This is a genomic window from Ignavibacteria bacterium, from assembly GCA_025612375.1.
In the GTDB taxonomy this organism is placed as follows: Bacteria; Bacteroidota; Ignavibacteria; order Ignavibacteriales; family SURF-24; genus JAAXKN01.
Genome location: JAAXKN010000044.1, coordinates 24,643 through 34,640 on the forward strand (window position 1 = coordinate 24,643; position 9,998 = coordinate 34,640).

The window sequence follows — 9,998 nt, forward strand, 5'->3', positions numbered from 1 at the left end:
AATTTTCGGGAATATAATGATTGCTAACTATTTGAAAATATTCTTCCGCAATATTCTAAAACGGAAAACTTCTGCCTTTATTAATATCGCCGGACTTACTCTGGCTATATGCAGCTGTTTGTTTATTATGCTCTTCGTCTTCGACGAGCTGAAATACGACCAGTTCAACCAGAAAAAAGACAGGATCTGCCGCTATATCGAGCAGTCGAAATCTACTGGTGATAAAACCGTTCTTATGGCCGCCAAAAACTTCCATCTGCTTAAAGATGAAATCCCGGAAATTGAAAGCGGCTTCCGGATAAATAGAATGCCGGAGCAGGTTTTGAATGCCGGGCAGAAAATGTTTGTAGATGACGTCTATTATGCGGATAAGGAAATCCTGAGCGTTTTTGATTTTCCCCTGATTAAGGGCGACATGAAAACCGCGCTGGACGCCCCGTTTTCTGTCCTCTTAACACGGGAGATGGCCTCTAAATATTTCGGATCCGCCGACCCCATAGGCAAAACTCTGAGGCTTGAAAACAAATACGATTTCAGGGTTACAGGCATACTGAAGGATATTCCCCGGAATTCACACATTAAACCTTCTATTCTGGCTTCCATATCTACGCTCAATACTACAGAGCCGCAGACCATGACAAACCCTTTTATTGGCAGCTCCTTTTTCTATTTCCTCCTGAGGGATAATGCTTCAGGGGATCTGGTTGCAGCCAAATTAAAACAGAAAACCCTGCAGTACTTTGGTAAGGACTGGGCCAGGGATAATAACGTTATTCTGGAACCCTTAAATGACATCTATCTTAATCCTTCGGGCTCTGTATGGGATTATGCGGAGCATGGCGACATTACACTTGTGAAAAGCTTCATTGTTATTGCCATGCTCATTCTGCTAATGGCGTCTTTTAACTATACAAACGTTCTAACTACGGTAATTAAAATAAGGGAAAAGGAGATTGCATGCCGGAAATTGCTCGGGGCCGGAAGAAAGGAAACGGTTATGCAGTTCGTTTTGGAAACATTCGTGTATTTATCCATTTCCTTTGTAATTGCCGCTGCCGCTGTAGCACTTTTGCTCAACGGCTTCAACCAGCTTACAGGCAAAAACATTACTGCTCAAGATTTGCTTGCTCCTGAAATTGTTTTTTCCATGGCTATGCTTTTAATCCTGACTGTCTGCCTTTCGGTAATATATCCTTTGTATATCGCCTTTAAGTCCGATGCCCTCAACAGGATAAAAGGGGGCTATGACCTCGTAAGCCGCTCAAAGTATTCAATCCGGTTCAGGCACATTGTTACAGGAATTCAGTTTACTATTACCATCGGCCTCATTATTGCAGTCTGCGTAATTTATGGCCAGCTTCAGTATGCATCCGGCGCAAAACTGGGCTTCAATAAGGACCACCTCCTTGCAATTGCCAACCCTTATGGAATAAAGATGTATGAAAACTACGAAAAGTTCAGAAACAAAATTACTCAGCTCCCGCAGGTTTTGTCTGTCTCGGCAAGCGAGAACATCCCGACAAAAAGCATAAACAATTTTACCTCGGTAATCAACAAGAACCGCCCTTCAGAAAAGGGTGTTGAAATGGGAAGAATAGCAGTTGACTACTGCCTTATGAAAACCTGGCAGTCGAAGATTATTTCAGGGCGCGATTTCGCGCGCGAAATGTCGGGCGATCAGGACCACGCCGTAATCATCAACAGGGCTGCGGCCAATGCCCTTCACCTGAAAAATCCCGTGGGAACAATTGTAGACGCACTCCATATTCCGGATATGGACCAGCAGGTTATCGGTGTTGTGGAGGATATTCATTTCTACTCATTCAGAGATAAAGTAACTCCCACTGTATTTTACCTCAGGCCATGGAGCTCTGCAAATATAATGGTCAGGCTCCGGGGCGCCGGGCTTCAGGCAGCTATGAACAGGCTTGAGAAGGAATGGAAAGAAATCATGCCTGCACGCCCTTTTATCTATAACTTTATGGATGAATCCTTCGATAAACTTTACAAAAAAGAGATACGTACAGAAAAACTCCTTGTTATCTTCAGCCTGCTTGCTATTGCAATTTCATCATTCGGGCTCTTCAACCTTATATCTCTTATAGCGCAGACAAAAAGAAAAGAAATAGGTGTCCGGAAAGTTCTTGGTGCCTCTGTTTCAAATGTAGCGTTTTCCATGATAAAGGAATTTCTGATAATAATTCTAACGGCAAACGTAATTGCCTGGCCCGTTGCCTATTATACAATGAGCAGCTGGCTGCGCGATTTTGCATACCGCATTACAATTTCGCCCTGGGTTTTTATTCTTTCTGCCATTATGACGCTGGCAATAGGGTTTGCGGCAATAATATATCAGGCCCTCAGAGCGGCCATGGTCAATCCCGTACATTCACTTAAATACGAGTAGGCGCTTACAGATCTTCTTTAACAAAGAGGGAACATGAAATTTCAGCTGTTGAAAACTTTCTGGAAAATATCCTCCCGCAGCCTGTGGGGAAATAAATTATTCTCCTTTATCAGCATCGCGGGCTTTACGGTGGGACTTACGGTTTTTATTCTCCTTATGACCTTTGTTTACAATGAAATGAGCTACGACTCATTCCACACGAATAAGGACAGGATTTTCCGCGCTGTTATCTATACTCCTGATGATAAAGAGTACTACGGCAACTTCCCGGTCGCCTTGTCCCTGAGAATGAAGGAATCAATGCCGCAGATCGATCAGGCGGTAAACTACCTTGATAAGGACCTCGATATTAAAGTAAACGGGCAGTTTACAAAAGAAAAATTAACTTTTACTGACCCCGGCTTCTTTAAAGTTTTTTCATTCAAAACCCTGGCTGGAAATCCTTATACCTTTGGCCATAACCCCAGAGCGGTATTTGTAACACGGGCATTTGCTGAAAAATATTTTGGTAATACTAATCCCCTGGGTAAGTTCATTTCAACTAAAATTGCTGAAGAAACTCTATTACTGAATTCCAGCCGGAAAAATTCACATGGTAAACCTCTTCGCAGTTACAGGGTTGATGATAAATCCTGCGATTTCCTGATAGAAGGAATTGTTGAAAACCCTCCTGAAAATACTGTACTTAAGTTTAATGTGCTTGTGCCTTTTATAAATGCCGAAAAAATGTCTATGAGATTTAATAGGGAAGATATTTCTCCGGGAGAATTTCTTCCTACATTTTTCGTAATGCTGAAAAATGGAACCGACAAAGCTCTGCTGGAAACTGAATTTAAGAGCATGGTAAAGCCTCTTATCCGTAATGAGGCTTATAAACCTGAACTCAGGCTTTACCCGATTGAAAAAATCCATTTCAGTACAGAAATAGGGCCTTTTTCTTCAATCAGACCGGTAAGCCCTGTGTCAGTCCTGGTCCTGAGCATAATCGGCATCGTAATACTGTTAATTGTGTCCATAAACTACATCAATCTTACAATTGCCCAGTCATCCCACCGCTTTAAGGAGATCGGAATAAGAAAAGTCTCCGGGGCTTCAAGGAGCGAAGTAGTTTACCAGTTCATTATGGAATCATTTTTTATAATCCTTATTTCGCTATTGATCTCGCTTTTGCTTTCAGCCCTCACACTTCCCGTATTTGATCGTATAGTGGGAAAGGAACTTCCGTTTAGTTTCGGATGGGGAACTGTAATGGCAGGAATAATTCTCATTCCCGCAGCCTTAAGCCTCCTTTCGGGTGCTTACCCTGCAATGCTGATGTCGAGCTTAAACCCCGTCAATATCCTTAAAGGAACTCAAAAGCTGAGCGGATCGGGTATACTGGCTAAAATATTTGTTACTGTTCAGTTCGTATTGTCGATAATGCTCATTAGCGGTGCGATCATTATAAACCGCCAGTATGACTTTTTTATAAAATCCGACCTGGGCTACAATAAGGATAATATTGTCCTTATCCGCACAAATGAAATGTTTGGCAGGATGATTGATGACAAACAGCTATGGGTCTTCAGAAACCAGGCGCTTAATCTTCCCGGCGTAAAAAGCGCTTCAATGAGCAATATGGTGCTTGGCGGTAACGGCCACATTGTAGCCCGACTGCGTTTTGACTACGGAAGTAATTTTATTTTCAGTTACATGCTGAATATTGATGAAGGAATGATCCCGGCAATGGGTTTTAAGATCATTGAGGGAAGGAATTTTTCTTCTGCTTATCCCGCAGATTCAATAAACTCAATAATAGTAAATGAGGAGTTTGTAAAGAAAATCGGGATCAGGAATCCTATTGGAACGCATCTTAAGTTTTATCATCCCAGAGATATTCAGGATGTTCAGATCGTTGGCGTAGTTAAAAACTTCCATTACATGCCGATGCAGGAAAAGATCCTTCCTGTTGCAATTTTCAAGGCTGGTAACAGATCATGGAATGAATGCATATATATAAAGACCTCTGACCGGAATGTTCAGAAAACAGTTTCTCAGCTAAAACAGGCGTGGGAGAAAATTATTCCGGGACAGGTATTCGACTACGTTTTCCTGGATAACAAGCTGGCGGACCTCTACAAAAATGAGAACCGCTGGCGGAACATAATCACTTATTCCTCTGCAGTTGCCATATTTTTTGCATGCATGGGACTCTTCGGCCTCGTTTTCTTTGCCGCAGAAAAAAGAACCAAGGAAATTGGTATAAGAAAAGTGCTCGGGGCTTCAACTTTCAGCATTATAAGGTCCCTCGTAAATGAGTTCCTTATCCTTATTGCCATTGCAATCCTTCTTGGATGCTCGGTGACCTATTACTTTGCAAACAAATGGCTCAAAGACTTTGCATACCATATAGAACTGAACGCCTGGATATTCATTCTGGCTGCACTTGTGGTAACTGTAATTGTAATAACAACCCTTTTAATCATTGCCTTCAGGGTAGCTTCAACAAACTCTGTGGAAAATCTAAGGTATGAATAAACTATTTCTGTCCAATACAATACGGGACTTTAGCATGTTAAGGAATTACATACTCATTACACTCAGAAACCTTAGAAGATATAAGCTCTATTCTTTTATAAATATTCTGGGCTTTTCAATTGCGCTTGTTCCTGTTATGCTTTCTCTTCTCTATGTGGCCTATGAGTTTAGCTGCGACAGGCATAATGAGAATTTCCATAGGATCTATAGGGTTGTTGACGACACCGAAGACTTCTTCGGCAGCAAAATTATAAATCCTGTTCTGCCGAATCCGCTTGCTAAGGCTATGAAAAATGAATTTCCCGAAGTGGAACTGACCGCAAGGATGTCGGTTGAAAGAGGGTGGATTACCATTAACAAAAAGAGATTTTCTGAAGAAAACATTCTTATGGCCGATCCAGACTTTTTGAAGATCTTTACTTTTAATTTTCTTCATGGGAACCCCGCCACTATCCTTAACGACCCTCACTCCGTCTGCCTTTCCGAAAGTACCGCAAGAAAGTATTTCGGAAATCAAAACCCTATGGGGATGAGCCTGCTTTATGCGAATAAATATGAATTTACGGTTAAAGGCATATATAAGGACATGCCCGAAAATTCTCACTTTACCGCCGATATCTTAATCCCGATATCTGAAAGCACTGGAAACTACGGCATGCTTGTAGAGTCGGGAATTACCGACCCGGATCAGGCATGGGGTTCATCAATGTACCAAACCTATTTTCTGCTTAAAGAAAATGCAAACATAGATGACGTCGAGAAAAAATATCAGCCTTTATTAAAAAGACATCATCGGGAGGTAAATAGCAATCTTCAACCATCGAAATACTTTTCGCAGCCCCTTGGTGATATACACCTTAAATCGGATATCTATTCCAGACCGGGAAAGAGATCGCTCGACCAGATATATCTTTATCTGACGATGGCTTTAATTATCCTCCTTATCGCTTCAATTAACTACGTCAACCTCACCTCGGCAAGGTTTTCTCAGCGCGTTAAGGAGGTTAGCATCAGAAAAATTATAGGCGCGGAAAGGAAACAGCTCCTAAGGCAGCTTTTAACTGAGACCTTTATTCTTTCCATGGTTTCCCTTGGAATTACACTTTCTCTGGTAGCTCTGTTATTGCCTTACTTTAAAATATTTGTCGGGCGCGATATCCATCTTACCACGAACATGTTTACGGGAATACTGGGACTTGTTATTCTAATTAGCATCCTGGCCGGACTTTATCCGGCATCCCTGGCTTTCTCAATTTCTCCGTTGGCTTTTTTCCGGGGAAAAGGCATTTCGCTTAAGAAAACGCAGTCCGGAAATATACTGATTATTGTCCAGTTTGTTTTTACAATCGTTCTTGTATACTGCGCAATTTCTGTTAAGAACCAGATAAATTATATGACCGAAAAGGATCCGGGCTACAGAAAAGAAAATATCGTAGTCGTGATGCTTGGAGGAGACTTTACTGCGGGCAAACTTGCAGCCCTGAAAAATGAAATTAAAAAGAACCCCGGAGTCCTCAGCGTATCATTTGCCGACTGCCGCCCTGATCAAATCGGGAGTGCCAGCAAATTAACTTTGCCGGGCGAAAACCTTCTTGAAAAGAATCACGTTATACGGTACGGAGCAATCGACAACGATTTTATTGACCTGTATGAAATGAAAGTTATTAAAGGACGAAAGCTCATTCCTTCTGATGGAAAGGATAAGATTATAGTAAATGAAACAGCAGTAAGAGCGCTTGGCTGGAAAGATCCTATTGGAAAAATAATAATATTTCCGGAAAGAGGCAGGCAAATCGGTAAATATGTCGTTGGCGTAATTAAGGATTTCCACTTCCAGGAGCTAAACAACAGGATTGAACCGCTGGCTTTGTGCAGCGATTCGACTGAAATGAAGTTTGCCTTTACAAGAAGACATATGGGTAGGCTTTCAATTAAAATCAGGAGCGGCAATATCCCGGAAACCTTACGCTACGTCCAGTCCGTTTTGAAAACCTTCGATCCCTGGTATAGGAACCGTAATTTAAGTTTCCTGGAAGAAGAATCTGATAAGTCAAATAAGAACTACTATAAAACTGAATTCCGGCTGCTGTATATATTCTCTGTGTTCTCTGCCTTTACGCTTTTAATCTCTTGCCTGGGCCTCTTCGGACTTGTCTCATTTACTACGGAAGTAAGGAGCAAGGAAGTAGGAATAAGAAAGGTTCTGGGTGCATCCGTTCTTCAGGTAAGCGGACTGTTTATAAAAGAAGTACTGAAACTGATCTTAATATCGGCAATGATATCAGCTCCTGTAGCTTACATTATAATGAATATCTGGCTTTCAGATTTCCCGTACAGAACTGGCCAAAGCCCCTGGACTTTTGCTGCGGCTACCGGAATTGTAATGGCAGTAGCCATTCTTTCACTGGCCTTTCAGGTTTTGAAATCCGCAATGAAGAACCCTGTCAATACACTAAAATACGAGTAGGGTAAATGATACTCTTTGAAAATTTCAGATATGAATAAATTATTCATGTCATAAAAATCAGGGTATAAAGCCATGTTAAGGAATTATATTATTATTACGCTCAGGAACCTTAAAAGGTATAAAGTATATTCTATTATTAACATTCTGGGCTTTTCCATTGCTCTCGTCCCCGTTGTGCTTGCTCTCCTGTATGTGGCCTACGAGTTCAGCTGCGACAGGTATAATGAGAATTTCCATAGGATATATCGTGTGGTTGACGACGGGGAGGACTTTTTCGGCAGGAAAATAATTGACCCCATTTTGCCAAACCCCCTGGCCCGCGCCCTGAAAGATGAATTCCCTGAAATCGAGCGCTCGGCAAGAATGAGAGTCACTAAGGGACGGATTACACTAAACGAAAAGGATTTTGAAGTAGACAATATACTTATTGCGGACCCTGATTTCCTTAAGATCTTTACATTTAATTTCATTCAGGGAAACCCGGCGGAGGTCCTTAAAGACCCTAATTCCGTCTGCCTTTCTGAAAGCACAGCAAGAAAATATTTCGGAAATGAAAACCCCGTAGGCATGAAGCTGCTGTACAGTTATCAATACGACCTTACCGTAAGAGGCATTTATAAAGACATGCCGGCAAACTCCCACTTTACTGCCGATATGATTATTCCAATTTCTGAAAATACAGGCAATTACGGCATGGCTATGATGGCGGGAGTTACTAACCCTAACCAGGCGTGGGGAATGTCAATGTATCGCGTCTATTTCCTCCTTAAGGAAAATGCAAGCATAGCTGAAGTCGATAAAAAGTATCAATCATTCTTACAAAGACATCAGATAATTGGAAGTTTTCATCACCCGAAATACTTTTCACAGCCTCTATGCGACATTCACCTTAAATCCGATATTTATTCAAAGACAGGGAAGAGATCTATCGATCAGATATACCTTTACCTGACTATGGCACTCATTCTCCTTGTTATTGCCTCAATTAACTATGTCAACCTCACTTCAGCCCGCTTTTCTCAGCGCGTTAGGGAGATCAGCATCAGAAAAATTATCGGTGCTGAGCGCATCCAGCTCTTAAGGCAGCTTTTAACGGAGACTTTTATCCTTTCCCTGGTCTCGCTTGGAATTACTATAATCCTGGTATTGCTCGTGCTCCCTTATTTCAATGCTTTTGTCGACCGCGATATCCATCTTAACCTGAATATGATTGCGGGATTATTGGGACTGGTGGTTATAATAAGCATACTGGCCGGACTCTATCCTTCATCCCTGGCTTCCTCAGTTTCACCACTGGCTTTTTTCCGTGGGAAAGGTATTTCACTTAAAAAAACACGGTTCAGGAACATTCTGATTATTGCTCAGTTTGTTTTCACTGTAATACTTATATATTGCTCATTTACGGTTAAGAACCAGATAAATTATATGGCCGATAAGGATCCGGGCTACAGAAAAGAAAATATCGTTGCTGTGACGCTTAGAGTTAATTATAATACAGCTAAGCTTGCAGCACTTAAAAATGAAATTTCAAAAAGTTACGGCGTCCTCAGCGTATCTGCCGCTAACTGCCTCCCTAATCTTGTAATACGCGCCTGTAAAACAAGTCTTCCCGGCGAACCCGAAGAAAAAAAACATGTATTATGGTACGGTTCGGTTGATAACGATTTTATTGACCTCTATGAGATGAAAATTGTTAAGGGAAGAAAATTCATCCCTTCTGACGAAAGGGATAATGTTATTGTAAACGAAACAGCCGCCAGATCGTTTGGCTGGAAAGACCCTGTCGGAAAGAAAATCCTCGTTCCCGCAAAAGGGGGAAATATTGCTAAGTATGTTGTAGGTGTTGTAAAAGATTTTCATTTTCAGCAGGCCTGCAATATAATTGAGCCGCTGTTTTTCAATATCGATTCTACTGAAAGGAAAAGCCGGCTTTCAATTAAGATCAGGGATAATAATGTCCCGGAAACATTACGTCACATTCAGTTAGTCATGAAAACCTTCCAGCCTGCATACGCCTTTGACTTCAGCTTCCTTGAAGACGAATTGGATAAGTCAATAGGAAGTTACTATAAAACTGAATTCCGCCTGCTCTATATTTTTTCAGTGTTCTCGGTCTTTACACTTCTGATCTCGTGCCTGGGACTCTATGGACTCGTCTCTTTTACCACGGAAGTCAGGAGCAGGGAAGTTGGCATTAGGAAAGTCCTTGGAGCATCTGTCCTTCAGGTGTGCGCGCTGTTTATAAAAGAAATTCTGAGGCTGATCTTAATATCTGCAATTTTGTCTGCCCCCGTGGCATTCTTTATTATGGATAAATGGCTTTCCGATTTCCCATACAGGATCGGGGTAAATCCCTGGACTTTTGCGGTTTCCACCGGAACTGTTATGGCAGTTGCTGTTCTTTCACTTGCTTTCCAGGTATTGAGGTCTGCAATGCGGAACCCTGTTAATTCACTAAAATACGAGTAGGGGAATAAATGTTTAAGAGCTATATCAAAACAGCTGTAAGATACCTGCTGAGAAATAAAACTTTTTCGTTTATCCACATCGCAGGACTTACAATCGGAATTACGTGCCTTATATTCATAATGAAATATGTCACCTATG

4 protein-coding genes are annotated in these 9,998 nt (G+C 41.6%); all 4 read left to right on the forward strand.

The annotated features are described in order from the left end of the window. Positions 1-16: 16 nt before the first annotated feature. On the forward strand, positions 17-2,407 hold the full coding sequence (locus HF312_18550) for an FtsX-like permease family protein (protein MCU7522223.1): 2,391 nt from the start codon (positions 17-19) through the stop codon (positions 2,405-2,407). A 33-nt stretch (positions 2,408-2,440) separates the two neighbouring features. Continuing rightward, entirely contained in the window at positions 2,441-4,924 is a 2,484-nt protein-coding gene (locus HF312_18555) for an FtsX-like permease family protein (protein MCU7522224.1), read from the forward strand. Next, positions 4,917-7,391: an FtsX-like permease family protein gene (locus tag HF312_18560; GenBank protein ID MCU7522225.1), complete on the forward strand. Its 2,475-nt coding sequence runs from the start codon at positions 4,917-4,919 to the stop codon at positions 7,389-7,391. The genes HF312_18555 and HF312_18560 overlap by 8 nt, the downstream gene beginning before the upstream one ends. 72 nt (positions 7,392-7,463) lie before the next feature. Further along, positions 7,464-9,860 (forward strand): FtsX-like permease family protein, encoded by a 2,397-nt coding sequence (locus HF312_18565; protein MCU7522226.1) that lies wholly within the window; start codon positions 7,464-7,466, stop codon positions 9,858-9,860. The last annotated feature ends 138 nt before the right edge of the window (positions 9,861-9,998 follow it).